The organism is Exiguobacterium sp. s163, assembly GCF_018617135.1.
GTDB classification, from domain to species: Bacteria; Bacillota; Bacilli; order Exiguobacteriales; family Exiguobacteriaceae; genus Exiguobacterium; species Exiguobacterium profundum.
In genome coordinates, this window is record NZ_JACSJN010000003.1 from 357,567 (window position 1) to 377,135 (window position 19,569).

Consider the following 19,569-nt stretch of genomic DNA (forward strand, 5'->3'; position numbering starts at 1 on the left):
AGGAGAGTGGTCATTTAAGACCGCTCTCTTAGTTATTAAAAAATAAAGTGGTGAATAGGATAACAAGGTATTTTCAATTGGTGTGAAAACACAATTTATTTCAAAAGGAGTGGTTCGGAGTGTTGAATCAAATCGAGCGTCAGAACAATCTTTTTATCGAGGTCTTCACAGAGCGGAATATCCAGAGAGCACGAAAAATTTATCAGGCATACGTTGATAAGTATCTAGCGAACTTGTCGATGGCAATGAAAAATAATGACGTGACAGGTATGGATATGGCTAAAAAGAAACTGGAGGCGATTGTAGCAAATCTTTCGGTACTGCCTGAGAGCCAGACGCAGAGCGTTTCGGAGAAGGGTGAGCCTGTATCGTTTGACAAGAAAATGACGTCGAAATCAGCATATCTGGTACAGATGGAACTTTGCCGGTCATATGTGGACATTTATCTCGACATGATGAACCAGGCGATGAAGCGAGATGATTTGGAAGGTGTAGAGAACGCCAAACAAATGCTCAAAGAAATACAGGAAGAAATGTCGAAAAGAAGCAAGGCGGTGGTATATTGATGACTACTTTGTTGGCGCAAAACTGTCTGTTCGAGTCTAAAGGACAAGTGGGGTCAGGGTATAAAAAAATAGTCATTGATGGTCAAGAGGTCGGCGAGATGATGTTCCAATCCTCACGGACACTTTCATCCGCAGTATTAGTCGGTGTAAGTGATGAAGATGCGGAAATCTTATTCCCGATGTTCATGAGATGTAAGATGGATGATGGTATCTATATTCAGGACTTCGTGATATATGAGAACGATGAGGCTATGGTTTCAAGAGTCTTGAACTCGCTCAAACTCACGAAAAGACCGATTTTGTTTCATTCTCTTTCTCAAGATGAACAATTGTATCAAAACTTATCTTTAAAAAAAATATGTCCGTGCTACTACGGATATGGTTTGTAAGGAGTCTGAATTTCAGACTCCTTTTCTTATCGGACTTTCATAAAATTGACTATAGTCAATAAATTAATCTATAATATTAAAAAATAACTATAAAACAGGAGTGAATCAATCATGTTGACTAAAAAGGATAATGAGGTATTGGCGGCTTTTGATATCGGAGCCATTCCAGATTATGTCGAAACGATGAAAAAGTCACATTTTGTCGTAATGGATATTGAGACTACAGGCTTTCATCCAGACAAAGGAGCAACGATTATCGAAATCGGAGCGGTTCGAGTTTTAAACGGGAAGATTCAAGACAGATTTCAACAATTCGTTGACCCTCAAATGAAGATTCCAAAGAAGATTGTTGCACACACCGGAATTACCGACGAGATGGTTAAAGGACAACCGACCATCGGACAAGTGTTGATTGATTTACACACGTACATCGGGGATGCCGTTGTTGTCGTTCACAATGAAGGGTTTGACTGGAAACGATTTTTGGTTCCGTTCTTCAAACGGGTCGGGATTCACATTCAAAACGATGTCATTTGCACATTGAAATTGTTCCGGAGAGGTCTACCGAAGCAAAAAGAGGATGGATATAAACTAGGAACTCTTGCGAAACTTTTTGATGTGAGTTTGGAAAATGCGCACCGTGCGGATGAGGATGCTTATGCGACTGCTGAGGTCTTCAACAAGGTATATCACTATGTTATCGACCCTGATACAGTCGAAGTGCGTGAACATATCGTCAAACCAGTCGAACACACGCCTTCTGAAGTGAAGCGTGTTCGTTATTGGGAGAAACAAATCACGAAGAAGAAGATGATGAAGCGCCTCTACGTATCCCTACGAAGTGGAAACGATTTCGGTACAGTGTACTTCGACGTCATTACACGAGTTTGGTACAACAAAGACTTCCCTCTTCCTCTAGATTTCAAAATTGTAGAGAACGATGTCCTGAAATTCCTTTCGTTACCTGATATTCGTGCTCTTCAAGAATTTAAGAACTGAGAGGTGAGAGAATGATATTTGAAGCAACTTACAAGGACATGAAGAAAGCAATGGATATGATGCGAGCCACGCTAAGTGATTCGGAGTTTAAGAGCGGAAATCATGCAGTGACTCTTGAGGCTACAGACAACGAGGATGTCATCTTCTACTTCATTGATAAGAAGAATAAGGTGGAAATCACCTATAAGTTGAAAGAAGCGAAGATGATTTATGAAGGTGTAGCAACCTGTTCATTAAAAGAGTTGCTCGATGCACTGAAGCAATTCAGCAAGAGTAAAGAAGTTATTTTGATTGAACGGGATGGAGACGAACTTCGAGTCGATGATGGCGTGTTTCCGGAGTCTGTTTTTTTCCTTTTCGATGACGAGGATACGGTGATTGTAGAAGAGGTTAAACGAGAAGTATTGTTCTGCTCAGATGGTAAAACGCTATCTGGTATGTTGAATCGTGCATCACTTCCTCTGAAGAAGACAGAATTTCCTTCTGAGAAATTGGACACCCAATCCATTTATTTTAGCTCAATCGAGGATGGGACGGCTCAAGTCGTCTCCTTTTCGATGCACCAAAGCTATTACGAAAAGAGAGAAGTGGATGCGAGTTCACCGTTCAATCTTATACTGTCAAAACCAAAGGCTCGGGCATTGCAAAAGCTCTCTGAGGGGATGGGGCAATTGACATTCTCCATGTCCCTTCAAGATGAACGACCTGCAATCGTTCTATCGGATGACTCGGACACGGTGACGATTGTCTTGAAGGGTGATTATGTGACAGATGGTGTCATCGCAAATTCTATGAGTGCAGTGTTCAAAGGATTGAATGAGAAGCGTCCGGAATGGGCTAAAGCTATGGATAATTCTCTTGATAAAATCGGGAAGTTGACCGTAAGAGATAACCTTTTATTTAGTCAAGACGGCATTTGCCTCTCTCCTTCGGGATATCCCGCAAAGATAATTAAAGACATGTTTAAGAATGGATTCATCCAAGATACGGCAGTCGTTGGGGAAGTGGAACCCGGAGCGGTATTAGCGATTGCTGACTATTCTTCGAATGCAGAAAAAATCTTCATTCTCAGTTATAGAACCACGCAAGGAGAATAAGATAAAGAATAGGAAAAATCCTAAAAAGCAGGAATTCAAAGAATCTTAACGGAACCTAAATTGAAAGGGGAACGACATTCGATGAATCAAACAGAAGGAAGTGCTATTGATTATTTAACAGGTAGACATAATTGGACAGAAAAAGAAGACACACACACACAACACACACACACAACCGACAAAATTTCAACGACACCTAGAGCTTTTACGACACCTTAGACTGAAATTTTGTATTCTGTCCCGAAAGGGGGGCGAAAGCCCCCCACGGTTTACCTGAAACTTATGTAAGGATATCCTTGCCTCTCGCACTTTCGTTGCCGCATGAGAATATGACCATCTGACAATAGATGACTCGTCATACTTTCTTGTACAAGCGATGTTTTGATGCATCAGTAACGTTTTCCGCTCTTTCAGGGAGCTGTTTGAAGACCACTCGTTTGCAAAAAAATGGCTATCATCTCGATTACTTGAGATAAGTGACCATTCCCGCAACGGTGGTCTTTTTCCTGTTCATAAAAGCGAGTACCACCACTTGAAATTTGACTATAGTCAAAAATAAGAAATATAATGATATGTATCTACACAGGAAATCAATCTTGGGAGAGGACGTGAATAAAATGGGGCTATCAAGAGCAAACAGTAAGAAAAATGACCCCCTGGATGGAACACAACAGAGAAAAGAAGTGTCATTTGGGAAGAAAATTGTAAAAGGTGTCGTTATCACCGGAACAATATTTACGCTTCTATTGTCAACTGGAGGCGCCGTGTCCGGAGCAATTGTATGGGATAAATATGGCGATTTCATTCAATCGAGCGTCACGAAAGGGTATTCGATATCAGAACATATAAAAGAAGAGGATTTTATCACGAAGTCCCCCACGAAAATTTATGATTCGAATGGGAAATTGTTGAAAGTGTTCAAAGAGTACCAGTATGAGACACCTAAGTTTAAAGAAATCAATCCTTTCTTCGTAGAGGCACTTGTATCTGCAGAGGACGAGAGATTCTATGACCATCATGGTGTAGACCTCTACGGTACGATGCGTGGAATCCTTACGACTCTCAAAGGGAATGGGACTCAAGGTGGAAGTACTATCACGCAACAGTTGGTTCGAAATGTCATCCTGAATGATAACAATGTTTCGGTTGAGCGAAAACTGGTGGAACAGGTTGTCGCACAGGAACTTGAGAAAAAGATGGATAAGAATGAGATACTACGGCACTACTTGAACAATGTTTATTTCGGAAATGGAAACTATGGCATTGCGCCATCTGCCACGTATTATTTCTCAAAAAAACAATCCGAGGTAGAGTTGCATGAAGCCGCACTCATCATCGGTATCACAAACAACCCAAGCTTGTTTGACCCGATACGGAACCCTGAAAATGCATTGAAGAAACGTAATCGAGTGTTGATGAAGATGTGGGAGAACGATGCTATCACAGAGAAACAGTACAAGAATGCCGTTGCAAAACCGCTAGGAATCAAGGTTCAAAAGCACAAAATCGATAACTCTGTGACGGAACCTGCACTTGGATATGCCATTCATAAAGCGACGGAGCACATGATGGAGAAGAATGGATTCATTTTTCAATACGTGTTCACCGATGAACCGAGTCGCACTGCATATCAGGAGAGATATCATGAGTCATATGTGAAGACGAGAGAAGACATCCTTAAAGGTGGCTATCTGATTGAGACAAGTATTGACGTTGATAAACAAACGGCATTAAAGAGAACCGTTGAGAAGGTCATGTCTCCATATACGCTTAAGGACAGAGAAACAGGATTTTATCAGCTCCAGACCGCCATTACAACGATTGATAACCGTACAGGCGAAGTAGTCGCCATCATTGGTGGACGAAATGACAAAGGGAACTACTTCAATCGTAGTTACCAGGGAGTGAGACAGCCCGGTTCAACGATTAAGCCGATTGTTGCCTATACTCCTGCCTTTGAAATTGGGTATTCACCGGAAAGCGTAATGGCTGACCGTCCAATCAAGAACGGACCTGGTAACTATTACAATGGTTATCGGGGAATGGTGACATTGAGATATGCCACCGAGATTTCAATCAATACCGTTCCATATCAGTTGGCGAATAAACTAGGTGGGGACAAGATGATTGAGAAATTGTCTGACATGCAGTTCTCGCATTTGTCATCAGAAGACCGTAATCCAATCATCTCGGTCGGAGGGTTCACATACGGAACCACAACCGTCGAGATGGCAAGTGCATACGAATCACTGATTAATCATGGGGAATATCGTGAACCTACCAATATTCGAAAAATCAAAGACATCGTGACGGGAGAAACCTTGTACGAACATCGTCAGAAAGTGAAAAAGGTATATGACTCAGGTGCCGCATATCTCATGGTAGACACGTTGAAAGGTGTCATGAGCAAGGGAACGGGGACACGTGCCATGCCTTCGAACTACAAATACACCATGGGGAAAACGGGGACGACGAACGCTGATAAAGATATTTGGTTTGTTGGGGGCACGCCATATTTTTCAACTGCTGTATGGACTGGATATGATACTCCGAGTTCGATGCCTGCTTCTCAGCATTGGGTTGCAAGCTCTCTATTCAAAGAATGGAATGAGCAATTGCATCATAAGAAAAAGGTTATCGATTTTGCACGTCCTGACACAGTTTTTAAACAGAACGGCAGATGGGTTGCCAAGAGCAATCAAACTGAACAAATGAGAAACAAGCGGAAGCAACAAGAAGAATGGCGAAAAGAAAATGAACGATTGGCACAGTCCCAACGACTCGATGCTGAAGACTATCGTATCATCCATGGATTGACCAAGTCAGAGGAACTAGAGCGGGAACGTCTTGTTCGAGAGCGATTCCAAGCATTCTATGATGAGCCATTTGACGATTTAGATGAATATGAGCATCAAATGACGATGTTGGAGGATATCTTGCCATTTATTGAAGAAGTGAAGCATAAAAAAGCATTTGATAGCTTCATGATTGAATGGAACGATGCTTCAACGGCATTGAATCGAAAGCGTCAATCGCTTATCGATGAAATCAAACGTCAAGAAGAAGAAAAGAAACGTTTGGAGTTGGAGAAGGCTGAAGCAGAACGCTTGGAAGAGGAGAGACGTATCCAAGAAGAGGTAGAACGAAGATTAGAAGAGGAAAGACAAGCTCAAGCAGAGTCAGAAGCGCAAGATGAAGAAGACGCACAAGAAGATGAGCAACCGATAGAAGACTCGGATTCCCCTGATGAAGTAGAGGCGGAAGAAGACGAGCCTATTGAGAGCATCGTTGAATCTGAATGAGAGTAATCATGAAAGGGACATTCCTTAAAAAGAATGTCTCTTTTTATATTTCTTGAGATTGAATCATAGGATGGAAGCAAGATATGGAAGGATGTGATGGACGATGAAGCATGTCTGTTTTATACAACATGATGGAATGAATGTGAATTTAAAAGATATCGAGGGAAGGGTTCGCTCCATATGGAGAGAGAAAGGCAATCTTATGAAGGATATCTCTCGCTTAGAGTTATATGTCAAGCCGGAAGAGAAACGGGTCTATTTTGTAATCAATGAAATATTCACCGGCTCAGTGTCTCTCGAAGAGTAAAACCTCAAATAAAACGTGTCGTTGAGCACCGAAAGGCTTCCATTGAACTCCTAACGGATTATGATGGGAGTCTTTTTTATATAAGATATAGAGATTTTAGAAGGGAGGAATGCGAATTGAAGAAATTTTTCGACAGGTTAAAGCAGAAGCTCTTAGACAATAAAGGACTTACGAGTATCGAACTAGGTCTGACTGGATTAATCACGGTATATGCCCTCGCAGGATTCGTTGACATGGTAAACATGAGTCAAAAGTTGGACACAGCATCTTCGGTGAGTGGATATGTGGGGAGGGTCGTTGGTAATCAAGGGGGTGTGATGACACAACCGTCAACTCACCACCTTGAGAGTTATGTCACCACGCCACAACTATATCGAGAAGTGAAAAATACCCTAGCAAAGGGTGGTTTTGCTGAGGATGATTTTACTCTCGAAATCAATGGAAGAACCATTTCACCGGAGACATCACTTCCTATCATTGAGTTCGGAGAGCGGATTCCGGTCACTTTGACTGTCCGATATGAGTGGGACTACTTAAGCGACATTGTTCCAGGAGTCGTCGGTGGCGAAAAGGTTTCAAAACGACAGGTCATCTCATCATTCAAGGTTCGAAACGGTGATATCGAGTCAGGTTTTGAGGCAGGTGGCGATTGATGCGTGATAGCAAATCGGTTTGGAGGTTTGACGGGGCGATTGCCCCTATTTTTGACTTTCACGTCAAACAATCAGTTCCGGGATATGACAGGATTCAAGAATCTGTTTCTGAGTTGGCGAACTTCTTCTGTGAGGACGGAGCTGTTGTCATCGATTTAGGTTGTGCTACCGGCGAGAGCCTTGCCAGAATACAGCAAGTAGTTAAAGAAAAGAACCTTCGGTTAATTGGAGTCGATGAATCATCAGACATGATTCAACAAGCGATGAAGAAAACCAAGGGAATGTCCGATTTTCAGTTCATAAACGAAAAGATAGAGGACGTCAAGCTCCCTGAGGACAGTTCTGTAGTCCTCTCTATCTTGACGTTACAGTTTGTTTCACAACGACATCGCAAAGCCGTCATTAAAAAAGTGTACGAATCACTCGGGAGCGGAGGCGTCTTTATTCTTGTTGAAAAGACCTACTCGAAAAGCGGATGTGTTCAAGAAGCATTTACGCAACTTTATCACGACTTCAAAGAGCGGGAAGGATTAGATGCCTTGGAAATACGAGCGAAAGACAAATCTTTGAGAGGTGTCATGAGACCATTAACGGTTGCTGAGAATGAAAGCATTTTAAAAGAAGTCGGATTTAAAAATATAGAAATGTTCTTTAGAGACCTTCATTTTTGTGGATGGTTGGCGTTCAAGGAAGAGAGGGATGCAAATGAACAATGAAAAAAAGCTCCCGAATAATGATTGGGGGATGAAACCATTACCTTCTAATGGTCTAACCATGATGGACCTATTTTGTGGAGCAGGGATAGGTGCGACCGGATTCAAGCGGGCAGGATACGAGATTGTCTATGCGGTGGACAATCAAGCATTTGCTGTCGATACGTACAACCTGAATGTTGGAAACCATGCCTGTGTAGGAGACGTCCGGTCTCTCGACGCAGAATGTCTGCCCCATGCGGACATCATCGTTGGTGGGTTTCCGTGCAAGTCTTATTCGAGCATCGGTTCAGGCAAGGGGGAAGATGACGAGAAGAATGGGGATTTGGCAGGACATTTCGTTCGTCTAGTCAAGGAGAATAAACCAGATGCATTTCTTTTTGAGAACGTGGGTGGACTCGTTAGCAAGAAACATAAGGTCGTATTTGACAGAATTCTCTCAGAGTTTGAAAAGATGGGATATCGACTTTCGTGGAAATATCTCGATTGCTCCGATTTTGGTGTCCCGCAAAAACGGAAACGTGTCTTTGCAGTAGGGTTCCGTCAAGAACTAGGCATTACGTTTAAATTCCCTGAGCCTTCAGGACAAACTACTACTATTCGAGAGGCTATCGGGGATTTGCCTGAACCGAATGAGACTATCGACGGTCTGAAAAATCATAGCGGATTTGGAATTCGGAAAGATGAAGCACAATTCGTTGATAGAATCCCTCCGGGCGGTAACTGGCGTGACTTAGAAGTTGAAGACCAGAAACGTTTTCTTGGGACTGCTTATTATTCTGGTGGAGGGCGAACAGGGTTTCTAAGAAAAGTTTCGTTCGAACAACCTGCATGGACACTAACATCGATGATGAACGGAAAGAATAATGCACAGATTGTTGACCTTTCAGACAAATATAAAGGCGAACGACGAGGGAACAGACGGTTCACCGTTCGTGAATGCCTGAGGCTTCAGACGGTTCCCGATTCATTTTATTTCCCCGAATCCATCTCTTTGAGGAGACAGTACGAGCGGACAAGTGGCATCCCATCGTTGGTCGCTTATGAGTTAGGTGTCGCCATATCGGAACAGCTCGAACGTGCAAGATTGAAAGATGCGTAATATTTGCACAATAGTCAAAACTATAATGTTTGTAAAGGCGGTTATTCATTCGCCTGTTTGTCAAGGAGGTGATTCTATAGCATAAAAACATAAATCCTTTTAACGTTTTGGACTGGTACGACTTGTTGAAACCGGACGTTTGTAGTGGCAAACCTATCCGGAGTAGGAAAAGAAAAAATCTTGCAACGCACGTCACAGCCAATCGGCTGTGAACATCCAAACCACCTAAAGGGGGACACCAACATATGAAATATATCATCGACACATCTTCACTTCTCAACCATCTTCAGTATGTTGACTTCTCAGAAGTCATCGTCACGATATTGACCCTTCGTGAATTAGAGAAACATAAGGATAGCTTCGGTAAACCAGAACTAGCCAAGAGAGCTCGTGACGTTTTACGTGCCATTGATGAACATGAGAACGTTATAGAAGACAGTTGGCATCAAGTTTCAACATTTAAACACTTAAAAGGTGACTTCGACCCAACGTATACAGACAATAAGTTTCTCGAACTCTTATATATTTACAAGTTAGATATGAATCGAGAAGTCGGTCTGATTACGCATGACCGAGCACTTCGGAAACAAGCCAAAGCCTTTGGGTTCACAGTAAAGGACTACAACAATGTCAAGATGGAGACATACGAAGGAACGTTAGAGGTGCGTTTGACACCGGCACGCTTCGAGACATTGAAGAAGAACATGGCGAAGATTGATGGGTTTAAAAATCCCTTAAATCTGAAACTGGGGCAATATGCGGTCATCAACGTGAAAGACCAGGAAGTGATGGCAGTACGGTACGAGCATGACCATACCTATCAGGCTCCCCGTTATCGTGAGATTACAATCGGTCGTCATATCAATAGTGGATTTTGGTCAGATGGGCAAGATGTGAAAGCGAAAAATCTTCGACAAGCCATTGCCATCGATACGTTGCACAAGAACAAGCTCTCGATTATCACGGGCAAAGCAGGATGTGGAAAGAGCTACTTGGCAATCAGCTATCTTTTGCAAGAGATTCACAACATGAAGAAGGATACAAAAGTCTATATCGTCACGAATAACGTGGGGATGCGTGGAACCAATACTTTCGGTCTGAAGAAAGGAGATATCGTTGCAAAGGTTCTTCAATCAAACTTAGGAGCGATTCTCAGAACCAAATTGGGTATGGAGTACACACAGATTTTGATTCAGAAAGGTCAGTTGAATATCGTGACATTGGAAGATATCCGTGGAGCGAGCTTCTCGGGTCCCGTCTATGTGACCGAAGCACAGAACTATACCAAAGACATGGTCAAAACCATCATCGAGCGAATTGAAGACGGTGGTCAGGTCATCTTTGATGGGGATGAGCGGCAAGTTGACCTCGACATCGCAAATGGTGTCAACAACGGGATTTACCGTGCGCTCGAAGTGTTCCAAGGAAGTGAACTGTTGGGTCACGTCCGATTGGAAGGGAACATGCGAGGAGCGCTTTCGGAGTTCGCAGACAAGATGTAACTATTAGACCGGGAAGAAGATTCCTGGTCTTTTCCATACGAAATATAGATAGAAAACGAGAATCAGAAAGATGAAAGGGTGGATTGCAAAGAATGAAAGAGATTTTAATCATATTGGCGTTGCAACTGGTATATGTACCGATTGTGACGATTCGCACGATGATGTTGGTAAAGGGTAAGACTAGACTTGCAAGCATGTTAGGAACAATCGATGTGTTTATCTATGTGACGGCATTAGGAGTCATCTTGAAATCACCTTCCTTTGCAGGTATCGTCACGTATGCGTTGGGATTTGGCATTGGGATTCTGGTCGGCTCATACATCGAACGGAAACTTGCTATCGGGGAACAATTGGTTCAGATTCACGTATCGACAGACCCAGACAACTTAAAACGTGTGTTATACCATGATGGGTTCGGACTCACGGTATATGAGGGGATTGGAATTAATGGAACCGTGTACCGAATGGACGTCCTGGCACCAAGACATCGAGTAAGAGAATTGAAAGAACGGGTCAAACAATTGGAACCCAAGGCGTTCTTGATTGTATTGGAACCGGCGGATTACACAGGGGGATTCTTAAGGGAAGATGAAGGGCGAATCCTCTAATAGATGAACCAGTGAATATAAATGAACGAAGGCAAATAGCATATACTAACCTTGGCAAAGGGGTAGAACCTCTGTTTTTTGACTATAGTCAAAAATATAAAGTAAACTAAGGTTACAAAACGACCTAATTGGAGGAGATGGATGTATGAAATACGATGCGATGAATCTTAAAACAAAAGATGGATACGAAGCGGAAACGGAAACATTTGAATCCATGAAGCGACGTAAACCTAAAAAAGACCCTGAACTTCGTGAACGAGGTCGTAAGTTGAATCATCGGACAAAGAAAAAGAAAGACTAACCATCCGATTTCGGATGGTTTTCTTTTTTAGAGAGTGTGTCTATTTCATTGAACTTCAAAAGAGTTGAATCTGCTCAGTCACAGCATAGAATATACCGAATCATTCAATCATTGCTAAGACAATGAGAGAGGGGAGAGTGTGCAATGAAAGTTGAGAAAAACATAGTGAAAGACCAACTCATTCTGGGGGCTAAAAGCAGTCTTGATAAACCTGCCTACCTTCAAGAAGACAAGCGTTTCAAGCATCTTTTGGTGCTTGGTACAAAAGGGAGTGGGAAGAGCGATATCTTGCTCCCCGCTCTCTTGAAGCAAGACATCGAAAACAAGAAGGTGGGGACAACGGTATTTGTCTCTGACCGTGAGTCAGCGATGATGATGTATTCTTTGGCAAAGCGTAATAACCGAGAAGTTCGTTTAGTGAAGCCTTCACTTACGCATGCAGGTAAGTCCATCATCAACATGGATGCCTATTGCTATCGAACGATTCAAGAAAATGTCATCGATTTCGAGATGGCAATCCGAAAAAAGGAAGTCGTCATTGTCGATTTGGAGTTCGAGCATAACCAGGAGGCGAGCATACGTGGGTCAGCATTTCTTTTGACAGCGATGAGAGAGGCATATTTAAAAGAAAATGAGGATAAATCGACTCCTCATTTCCTCTACGTAGACGATTCTCACATCTATATGTCTTATATTACTCCAATCTTGTTCAGAGGCGGGGAATATTCTATCGGTTGCACGCTCTTTTTAGAATCAAGAGGACTTTTGACGGAGGAACAAATGTCGTATGTCGATGCGTACATTCGAAATAGAGTCTATTTGAGCGGTCTCACAATGGAGGATGCAACATACGTCTCACAAGAGGTTTACGAGCGTGAGATTATGTACATTTTGAATCGAGACGCTTATGAATTCATCTATATGATGTTAGATGCCCGAGGAAAGCGTATCAGTGGGGTTGCCAAACTAAAACCATTAGATGCTGACCTTGTGGATAGTCTACGAATCTCAGTTCCTAGACACCGTGGCAACGTATTGCGGAGTGAGGAAGAGACGGCGGGAAAAAGCCCTACCCCTGAAGAGGTCTATACGCCAAACCCTCCAAAACAACCGAACAGCGTCAGCAACCACTTGGCGGCAAAAGTCATCAAGACAGTGAAGCAGGACGTAAAACGACACATTGTGGTGCTAGATAACATCGATGATGAATTTTAAGGATGACCGGACTAACCGGTCATTTTTGTATCCATGCAATATTACAGGTATGTGACATAAGACACCTCAGAGTTTTAGAGCGATTCGTAAGTGCCTATTCTAATAAGAAAAATAATAGAGAAAAGAGTGTGATGATAGATGAAGATGAAAAAGACGATTTTCATAGCGACTATGGGCTGTCTCTTACTTACACAACCGTCTATTTCTGCATATGCGAATTCTAAAGATGAGACAAGGGTCGTCAAGAAGAGCCTTGCAAACGAAATTAATAAGACACGGAAAGCCATTTTACAGCTTGATAAAGAGATTGTGGAACTTGAAGAGGAAATCAAAGGATTAAATGTAGCCCTTAAGATTGAAAAAGACCTGGAAGTGAAAAAGAGAGAGATTGAAGCCAAAGAAGCGGAATTAAATGAGCGGTGGGAATCGATGACGGAGAAGATGTTGTACTGGCAGGTCAAAGGAAAACCCGACGACCAATGGATGGAAGCCATCTTCAGCTCGACATCCATTGGAGATGCTGTGAACCGTGCGTTTACGTTTCGCACATTGATGGATGCAGAAAGAGAACAGATGGAAGAATTAGAGAATGAAACCCGGGCGAACAAAGCTGAGAAAAAGAAACTCGAAAATAAAATCCTAACTCTGAAAAAACAGAAGATAAAGCTAAAGGCAAATCAAAAAAATGTGAATCAGAAGAGAAAAACACTAGAGACAAAGCTGAAAACACTTGAGGAAGATGAACTGAAGCGTATTCAAAAAGAATTGAAAGCTCAAGAAGAGCGAAAACGGCTTCTTATGGAAAAACAAGTGTCTAGCGAACAGTTTGAACAGTATCGCTCATTGATGAGTGATAATGCCAATTATGAATCCTATTTCATTCGTCCTGCAAGTGGCACATTGACTTCACCATATGGGATAAGACCTAACCCATTCGGAGGGAGTGGGACAGAGTTCCATACCGGTATTGATATTGCAAATCCTCAAGGAACTCCGATTGTTTCAACCGCAGATGGCGTGGTCATCAAGGTCGTTCACTCTAACCAAGGGTACGGAAACTATATCCTTCTCAAACATGAAGTGAACGGAGAGGTGTTCCATAGTCTATACCCTCACTTATCTATGATTGGGGTGCAAGTCGGAGAAGAGATTAAGCAAGGTGAAGTAATTGGTTTAATGGGCACGACAGGGCGCTCTACTGGTTCCCACCTACACTTCGAAATTCAAGATGAGAATCGGAACCATCTAAATCCTCAACTATTCTTAGAAAAGGGTGAGAACAAGAAGGCGAAGGTTTGATGACATCTGGAATCAAGGTAGAACGATTGTAGCTTGATAAAACAAGGCGTCGGAGCATAGGATAGGTCGTTCTAAAACATAGGAGCAAAAATGAGAAATGGAGCGTGATACAATGGAACACAATCATTTTTACGAGGGAGTCAAAGCCTTCCATAAGGCATTCAATCATCCGGTCGGTGAAAAGCCTACCGTTATGAATGCAGAATTAGCCCTCAAGCGAGCGGTCTGGTCAGCTGAAGAGCTTGTCGAATTTCTCCACCAGACCTCAAAAGATGAAGTCGAGTTTCTCAAGCTCATTGCGGACTTCAAAGTGGGGATTGATGCCGCTGTCGAAAAATCTCTTGGGAATCCTTACCCCGAAACTGATGAGGAGCGTCTCGTAGGGCAAGCTGATGCGTTGACCGATGAGCTTTACTTCAATCAAGGAAGTTTCGTTCTTTTAGGGGTGGAACCGACACCGCTATTTGACATCGTGCAACAGGCGAACATGGCAAAGCTAGGTGCAGATGGAAAACCAATCATCCGGGAAAGTGACGGGAAAATCATGAAACCCGAAGGATGGGAAGAAAATTGGGCACCGGAACCAAAACTACGTGCCGAAGTGCAAAGACAATCCCAACAATGACTGAAAGGCTACTCCTATGAGTAGCCTTTTTTTGTTTGACCAAAGCATGGCTTTCGTACAGACGCCATAGTATAGCAATGGCAAGTCAAATATGTTGTGTATCTCACAGATTATATAAAAGGAGAGGATTCGAATGTTGTTAAGTCGTTTCGAACGCTTGAATCGCATGCAGGGCGTTAAATCATTAGAGAATGGGGTCATATTTAACGGTGACAGGTTGACTGTGCGCTTGTTGATTGAAGAGGCAGATGAGGTTTGGATTCATATCGATGGAAGTGCGCATCCCCTCGCCAAGCAGGGTGTCGAACACGACGTCGATGTGTGGTCAATGGAGTTGACTGGACAATTTCATAAGAAAACGTACATCATAGAGGTCATTCGAGACGGGTTGCATCACTTCTCTATTGACCCATGGGCGGTTTCGACGAACACGAACAGTCAAATGGGAGTCATCCTTGATTTAGAGAGAACCCATCCATTGAATTGGACGTCTTTCGACTGTAAGGTTCCTCAACAAGACGCTGTCTTATATGAAGCGCATGTAAGAGATTTCACTGTAGATGATGATTATGGTTCGAACCTTTGCGGGGCGTTCAACCGATTTTCGGATATGTCGGCAAAAGGAATACCACATCTCATTGATTTGGGTGTGACCCATCTCCATTTGCTCCCGCTCGCAGATTATACATCTGTCGATGATGAAGATATCGACAACACCTACAATTGGGGATATGACCCGTTCCTATTCAACGTACCGGAAGGCTCTTATTCGAGCAATCCGGAGGATGGGGCGATTCGTGTAAGAGAAATGAAACAGATGGTTCAGGCACTTCATGACAATGGTATCGCTGTTGTGATGGATGTCGTGTACAATCACACCTCACACGAGCGGGAACATCCATTGCATGTGTTCTTCCCGAACCTTGCATACAGAAAATACGATACGGGAGAGTGGGGGAATGGTTCAGGTTGTGGAAACGAGTTGAGAACCGAGCATCCGGTCATTCGTCAATTTATCATTGATAGCCTTCTTTATTGGCAAAGAGAGTATCATATCGATGGTTTCCGATTTGACCTCATGTCACTATATGATGACGAGACGATGTATCAAATCGAACAAGAGTTGCGGAAACATGACCCAAACGTCCTTCTCTACGGTGAACCGTGGACTGGTGGCGTCTCGGCATTGCACCTTGAGCGGCAGTTCACAAAAGGGAAGCAGTGGAGCACTCGAATCGCTCTCTTCAATGACGAGTTCAGAAACGGGATTAAAGGGGATAACGATGGTCATGTCAAAGGATTGATTGCAGGTAACGAATTCGAACAATTGGCAGTCCTTCGAGGGATGCTAGGGAGTATTCAGTATAATGAATGGTTGTCAGGTTTCGCAAAAGACCCCATCCAAAGCATCAACTATGTCTCCGCACATGACAATCTATGTTTGTTCGACAAGATTGAAAAGAGTTGTCCGGAGTTCTTCTATAACGACCGGGTCAGACTGAATAAATTCGCACTGAGTGTATTACTCACCTCGCAGGGGATACCGTTCCTCTCACAAGGAACCGAGTTTCTCCATTCTAAGAAGGGTGCCCACAATTCCTACAATGCGGGGGATGCCGTCAATCGCATATCATGGAAGAAAAAAGTAGAGAATGATGACATGTACTCGTTCTGTCGTGACTTGATTCGATTACGGAAAGACCAGACGGGATTCCGGATGGCAGACGCCAATTCGATTCGTCGTAGAACCTCTATCTTTTTAAACCAACATAAACTAATCGGACTCTCCCTTAAAGGAGAGAGCGAAGGGGATTACACGGACATCCTGGTGATTCACAATTTTAATGATTTCAACATCACAACCGGATTACCCCCAGGAGAGTGGATTCTCGTCGCAACCGAAGGAGACATTGACCTCTCTGGAATGGGATGGGTAGAGGGAGATTTTCAACTCCCATACTATTCAACAACAATACTCGTTAAATTATAGGACGGACACCCTTGCAACAGGGTGTTTTTTTATATTTGTGACATTTTTTGAGTATGATATGTCATAAAACAATAGAAAAGGAGTTTTCGATATGAGAACACAACATTTGTTTGAACGTTATATGGTCAAACTGGTCGAGGCTGAGCCGATTGTAGCTACGGGAAACAACAAGCAAGAGGTAAAGCGTATCATCAAAGAACTTCGAGCTCTAGCTAAAGTGAATGGAAAGGTCACCGTAAGGGTGGACGTTGGAAAGTTTTCAATCGACAAGCTGATGCATATCGTCGAAGAGTCCCGTTTGGGTATGGAAGAGTACAGACTTTGTCTTATCCATATCGAACATCCTGCTTTGGAAGGAGAATTCGTCTTTAAAGAAAGCTTCTATGAAAACACACACTACGGTTCCGGGACTACATTGAGCAATCTACTGAAGGAAGATGAGGACTATATGGCGAACTATGGGCGTTGGGTACAGTCCATCGTGAAACAAAAACATCAAGAAATCGAGTCCATCAATTCCAAGTTCGAGAACATCATCAAGGACAAGAAAAATGTGGAACAAGTCGTGAGCGGACGTTCTGACAAGTTCCCTGCCAAGAGCCGAAAAGTCGAATTGAATCACCTTGTCGATATCTCGTTCAACCCATTCAGGAAGCTGTTCTCACCGGAATTATCGATGAACGCTTCTCCAAGTTTCCAACGAAATCTTGTGTGGACAACAGATATGAAAGTGAATTTTATCGATTCGATTCTAAAAGGGATTCCGGTTGGTGTTTTCTATGAAAATGATAACATCATGGACTTGACCTTAGGTGAAGGATATGGATTGATATTGTGGGACGGGAAGCAACGTTTGCATGCCATCTACTCGTTCTTAAATGATGAATTCAAAGTCCAGTACAAAGGTCAAGAGTTGTATTATTCCCAGATGCGTTCGATATTCAACGATGCGCTTCGCCAGACCCTTGTGACGGTCATGACAACGGAGTTCGAGACGTTGGATGAGATTGTGGAAGCATATGTGATGATTAATATGAAACAGGTCAAGCATACGGATGAAGATTTAGAAAAGGCGAAGGCGACGCTTCTGCAAAAGCGTCCCACCCTTTATCATATTTGAGAATGGAGAGGCAATGCCTCTCTTTTTATGTGGAATAGATACTGTCGTCAGCGAGTAGAGTGAGATACATCAGAAAAAGAAGAAGGTGAGAGCGTGAAAACAATCATGGACTTCCGTTAGGGGGCGTGTCCTCGATGGGCAAAAACAACGTCCCTCCATCGTTAAGATGGCAGGGGGGATTCTCGATGAGTCGAAGTTATAAGAAGACACCAATCTACAAGGCGAAATCTCAGACAGGAAGAAAGATTGCAAACCGAATCGTTCGGAGACGGAATCGTGTCCATGTGCTAGACATCAAAGAATATTATGTTCAGGATGGTGGCGGACACAGAAAAGAGACCAATTCTTATGATGTCATCGATTGGGTGCGTTATTATCCGAGACATGTATGGATTCAAGACGTATCTGCAGGTAGAGTGACTGGCACAGAGAACGATTGGGCAAGACGGTGCCGTCGCAAATGAAAGACATCCTGATTTCAAAAAGAATAAAGGCGTGAAGTGGATTGACAATAGCGAGTATCGGAGGACTATTCATCTTTGGACTATTTTTCCTTATCACAGGGATATTGACGAAGAACAAATGGATGGCAGTCCTATCATTAATACCAACCATTTTCGCTACATTTTTTATCGTTTGGATTTTGCTGAATGGGTTCTCGTGAGTAAAAAAAGACCTCGAAAGGGGTCTTTTTTATTGTGAGATGAACAGCTAAGATGAAAATAAAAAAAGACGCCGAGGCGTCAATTTACATTCATGTATTTCTTTCGAATCTCGTGAATCCCGTTGGCGTGCCGTTTACGTGTATCCTCCGGTCTTTCATGGTCTAAAGGTGGGTTATCTTGAATGAATTGCCACATCTCGAACCAAGCATCATAACACTCATGAATACCATCAGGGTTGTTTCGACCTTGATGGTCGCAAAGAGCAAGATAGGCGATACCTTCGACCCCTAACGTTGTCCCCTCGTGATAGTTGAAGAAATCGACGAGACGAACCGCTCTCATCTCGAACACACGATGGAACTTGCCATGATTCTCTGTGCCGACACATGTGGCTTCCATCACATCAGCGGGCACTTCTAGTCGCTTGCAGAGGGCAGTCACTATCGGGACACCATTCTTCTCATGCTCATGATGTTTCGGTCGTAACGCCATTGGCGTAACAGCCTTTCCGACATCATGACAAAGTGCCGCCATCAAATAAGCCGGTTCATCCGTGACTTTCCGCATTGCATCCACCACCTGCATCGTATGTTCGAATGCGTCTCCTTCAGGGTGGTGAGCGATTGGTTGCTCGACACCGTATAAGGCAGAAATCTCCGGAAGGATGGAGTCCAACTGTCCGTTTTTCTGAAGTGCTCGAATTGTTTCGGTTGGTGACTCAGACAACAGGATATCTTTCAATTCACTCCAAGTGAATTTTAACTTTGATTCAATGTGTGCCATAGTAACACTCCTTCATTTCGTTTCAACTATTCTATGTCATTAGTTTCTTTTTACGCTCACGACGTTTTCTCGCTCGTTCCGCACGCTCTCTTTTTCGTTTCTCATAATAGGGGTTTGCAACTCCAGGCACTTTCCAACTGTCTCTCTTGAGTAGAAACTGCTTCACCTGTTGCTCTAACTGTTCTGATGATAACTCTTTCGCAACCTGTTCCCTTAGTCCCCTTTTCTTCAGTGACCGGTCAATGTCTAGCTCGTAGGACGAAATCAGCTCAAGGAGTTCATTTCGCCACAGCAGTTGCAGGAGGGCATATTTTTGCCTTGGATTTGGGTTAA

At 43.1% G+C, this 19,569-nt stretch carries 20 protein-coding genes; 18 read left to right on the top strand and 2 right to left on the bottom strand.

The genetic code is table 11. From position 1 onward, the window contains the following. Nucleotides 1-119: 119 nt before the first annotated feature. From KNO71_RS10830 to KNO71_RS10910, 18 genes are all read left to right on the top strand, one after another. Nucleotides 120-566: a hypothetical protein gene (locus KNO71_RS10830; protein ID WP_214688639.1), complete on the top strand. Its 447-nt coding sequence runs from the start codon at nucleotides 120-122 to the stop codon at nucleotides 564-566. Continuing rightward, nucleotides 566-955: a hypothetical protein gene (locus tag KNO71_RS10835; protein ID WP_214688640.1), complete on the top strand. Its 390-nt coding sequence runs from the start codon at nucleotides 566-568 to the stop codon at nucleotides 953-955. The genes KNO71_RS10830 and KNO71_RS10835 overlap by 1 nt, the downstream gene beginning before the upstream one ends. A 111-nt stretch (nucleotides 956-1,066) precedes the next feature. Next, the gene (locus tag KNO71_RS10840) at nucleotides 1,067-1,954 is read left to right on the top strand and encodes a 3'-5' exonuclease (RefSeq protein WP_214688641.1); all 888 of its coding nucleotides are present in this window, start codon (nucleotides 1,067-1,069) and stop codon (nucleotides 1,952-1,954) included. 11 nt (nucleotides 1,955-1,965) lie between these two features. Continuing rightward, nucleotides 1,966-3,051 carry a hypothetical protein gene (locus KNO71_RS10845; protein WP_214688642.1) on the top strand — a complete coding sequence of 362 codons (1,086 nt, stop codon included), beginning with the start codon at nucleotides 1,966-1,968 and terminating at the stop codon, nucleotides 3,049-3,051. Between the two features lie 617 nt (nucleotides 3,052-3,668). Next, complete coding sequence (locus tag KNO71_RS10850) at nucleotides 3,669-6,353, top strand: transglycosylase domain-containing protein (RefSeq protein WP_214688643.1); 2,685 nt, start codon at nucleotides 3,669-3,671, stop codon at nucleotides 6,351-6,353. Nucleotides 6,354-6,456: 103 nt separating this feature from the next. Next, nucleotides 6,457-6,660: a DUF6465 family protein gene (locus tag KNO71_RS17860; RefSeq protein ID WP_353047657.1), complete on the top strand. Its 204-nt coding sequence runs from the start codon at nucleotides 6,457-6,459 to the stop codon at nucleotides 6,658-6,660. A gap of 116 nt (nucleotides 6,661-6,776) precedes the next feature. After that, nucleotides 6,777-7,313, top strand: coding sequence for a hypothetical protein (locus KNO71_RS10855; protein ID WP_214688645.1), 537 nt, complete (start codon nucleotides 6,777-6,779; stop codon nucleotides 7,311-7,313). Then, nucleotides 7,313-8,029, top strand: a complete 717-nt coding sequence (locus KNO71_RS10860; RefSeq protein WP_214688647.1) for a methyltransferase domain-containing protein — start codon at nucleotides 7,313-7,315, stop codon at nucleotides 8,027-8,029. The genes KNO71_RS10855 and KNO71_RS10860 overlap by 1 nt, the downstream gene beginning before the upstream one ends. Further along, complete coding sequence (locus KNO71_RS10865; RefSeq protein WP_214688648.1) at nucleotides 8,019-9,128, top strand: DNA cytosine methyltransferase; 1,110 nt, start codon at nucleotides 8,019-8,021, stop codon at nucleotides 9,126-9,128. The genes KNO71_RS10860 and KNO71_RS10865 overlap by 11 nt, the downstream gene beginning before the upstream one ends. A 245-nt stretch (nucleotides 9,129-9,373) precedes the next feature. Continuing rightward, nucleotides 9,374-10,630 carry a PhoH family protein gene (locus KNO71_RS10870; protein ID WP_214688649.1) on the top strand — a complete coding sequence of 419 codons (1,257 nt, stop codon included), beginning with the start codon at nucleotides 9,374-9,376 and terminating at the stop codon, nucleotides 10,628-10,630. A gap of 92 nt (nucleotides 10,631-10,722) precedes the next feature. Further along, on the top strand, nucleotides 10,723-11,238 hold the full coding sequence (locus KNO71_RS10875; protein ID WP_214688651.1) for a DUF2179 domain-containing protein: 516 nt from the start codon (nucleotides 10,723-10,725) through the stop codon (nucleotides 11,236-11,238). Between the two features lie 145 nt (nucleotides 11,239-11,383). Continuing rightward, nucleotides 11,384-11,539: a hypothetical protein gene (locus tag KNO71_RS10880; protein ID WP_214688653.1), complete on the top strand. Its 156-nt coding sequence runs from the start codon at nucleotides 11,384-11,386 to the stop codon at nucleotides 11,537-11,539. Nucleotides 11,540-11,683: 144 nt separating this feature from the next. Next, nucleotides 11,684-12,754, top strand: coding sequence for an ATP-binding protein (locus KNO71_RS10885; protein WP_214688654.1), 1,071 nt, complete (start codon nucleotides 11,684-11,686; stop codon nucleotides 12,752-12,754). Between the two features lie 144 nt (nucleotides 12,755-12,898). Then, nucleotides 12,899-14,053, top strand: coding sequence for a murein hydrolase activator EnvC family protein (locus KNO71_RS10890; protein ID WP_214688655.1), 1,155 nt, complete (start codon nucleotides 12,899-12,901; stop codon nucleotides 14,051-14,053). Nucleotides 14,054-14,165: 112 nt separating this feature from the next. Further along, nucleotides 14,166-14,678, top strand: a complete 513-nt coding sequence (locus KNO71_RS10895) for a pyrophosphohydrolase domain-containing protein (protein ID WP_214688656.1) — start codon at nucleotides 14,166-14,168, stop codon at nucleotides 14,676-14,678. 133 nt (nucleotides 14,679-14,811) lie between these two features. Next, nucleotides 14,812-16,668 carry a type I pullulanase gene (gene pulA, locus KNO71_RS10900; protein WP_214688657.1) on the top strand — a complete coding sequence of 619 codons (1,857 nt, stop codon included), beginning with the start codon at nucleotides 14,812-14,814 and terminating at the stop codon, nucleotides 16,666-16,668. Between the two features lie 91 nt (nucleotides 16,669-16,759). Further along, the gene (locus tag KNO71_RS10905) at nucleotides 16,760-17,788 is read left to right on the top strand and encodes a DUF262 domain-containing protein (protein WP_214688658.1); all 1,029 of its coding nucleotides are present in this window, start codon (nucleotides 16,760-16,762) and stop codon (nucleotides 17,786-17,788) included. Nucleotides 17,789-17,973: 185 nt separating this feature from the next. After that, the gene (locus KNO71_RS10910; RefSeq protein ID WP_214688660.1) at nucleotides 17,974-18,252 is read left to right on the top strand and encodes a hypothetical protein; all 279 of its coding nucleotides are present in this window, start codon (nucleotides 17,974-17,976) and stop codon (nucleotides 18,250-18,252) included. A 279-nt stretch (nucleotides 18,253-18,531) separates the two neighbouring features. On the opposite strand, the gene KNO71_RS10915 is transcribed toward KNO71_RS10910, so the two are convergent. Next, complete coding sequence (locus tag KNO71_RS10915) at nucleotides 18,532-19,236, bottom strand: HD domain-containing protein (RefSeq protein ID WP_214688662.1); 705 nt, start codon at nucleotides 19,234-19,236, stop codon at nucleotides 18,532-18,534. 31 nt (nucleotides 19,237-19,267) lie between these two features. Next, the coding region (locus tag KNO71_RS10920) for a hypothetical protein (RefSeq protein WP_214688663.1) at nucleotides 19,268-19,569 on the bottom strand (302 nt) is incomplete at its 5' end.